Annotated in this window: 1 protein-coding gene and 1 pseudogene; both read left to right on the top strand. The window is 67.5% G+C overall.

The genetic code is table 11. The features are described 5' to 3' along the window. Positions 1–285 (top strand): annotated as a pseudogene (locus N8A90_RS25385) (hypothetical protein); the annotation flags it as partial. 46 nt (positions 286–331) lie between these two features. Then, a partial coding sequence (locus N8A90_RS25380; protein WP_262078058.1) for a methyl-accepting chemotaxis protein occupies positions 332–1,077 on the top strand: 746 nt, incomplete at its 3' end.

The following is a 1,077-nucleotide window of genomic DNA, read 5'->3' as shown; positions in this document are numbered from 1 at the left end:
ACGCAGATGGACCAGGTGACGCAGCAGAACGCGGCGCTGGTGGAAGAGGCCGCTGCGGCCGCCGCCTCGCTGCAGGACCAGGCGGGCAGCCTGTCACAGGTCGTGAGCGTGTTCCGTATCGACGGCGGCGCTGCTTCGGCCCCTGCGCTGCGCGGTCGTGCCCTTGCCGAGTCCGCTGCGCGTCGCGTTCAGCCGGCCAAGCGTGTGCCGGCCTTGCCACGCGCCGCTGCGGCGCCCCGCGAACCTGCATCTGCCGCCGCTGGCGACGGATGGGAAACCTTCTGACCTTTCATACGCACTCGCAACGAGCCCCCTTTCCGGAGTCATGAGCATGTTTTTGAACAACGTTTCCATCGGCAAGCGCCTGACCCTCGTGGTCGGCGTCATTCTTGCCCTGTCCCTCACCAGCAGCGTGCTGGCCATCCTGAAACTCCGCCAGTTGAGCGAGGAGAGTCGCCTGATGGTGGAGCAGAACATCAAGACGGAGCGCGCCGGCTCCGACTGGCTGCGCCACACGACCGCGGGCGTGCAACGCGCCGCGGCCATCGCCAAGAGCAGCGACCCCAGCCTGATCGCCTACTTCGCGCCGGCGACGGCCAAGTCGATCGCCGACACCAACGAACTGCAGAAATTCATCGAAGCCCGCATGAACACGCCGGAGGAGAAGGCGCGTTTCGAGAAGATCGGCCAGCTGCGCAAGACCTACCTGGCCGCACGCGAAGAGGTCAGCAAGGCGAAGATCGCCGGCGACATGGACGGCGCCAACAGGATCTTCGACCAGCGCTTCGAGCCCACCTCGCGTGACTACGTGGTCGGGGTGCAGCAGATGGTCGAAGCCGAGCGCATCGCGCTCGACCAGGCGTCCGAGCGGACTGACGAGATGCGCGCCAACCTGACGATGCTGCTGATCATCTGCAGCGCGCTGTCGCTGGTGCTGGGCGTCGGCCTGGCCTGGACGCTGGTGCGCAGCATCACCCAGCCGCTGCGTCGCGCCGTGGCGGTGGCCGAGGCCGTGGCCGCCGGCGACCTGACCAGCCGCATCGACGTGACGAGCACGGACGAGACCGGCCAACTGAT

The organism is Variovorax sp. N23, assembly GCF_025486315.1.
GTDB lineage: Bacteria > Pseudomonadota > Gammaproteobacteria > Burkholderiales > Burkholderiaceae_C > Variovorax.
The sequence above is the reverse complement of the archived record's forward strand: the minus strand, read 5'-3'. Positions and strand labels throughout refer to the sequence as shown.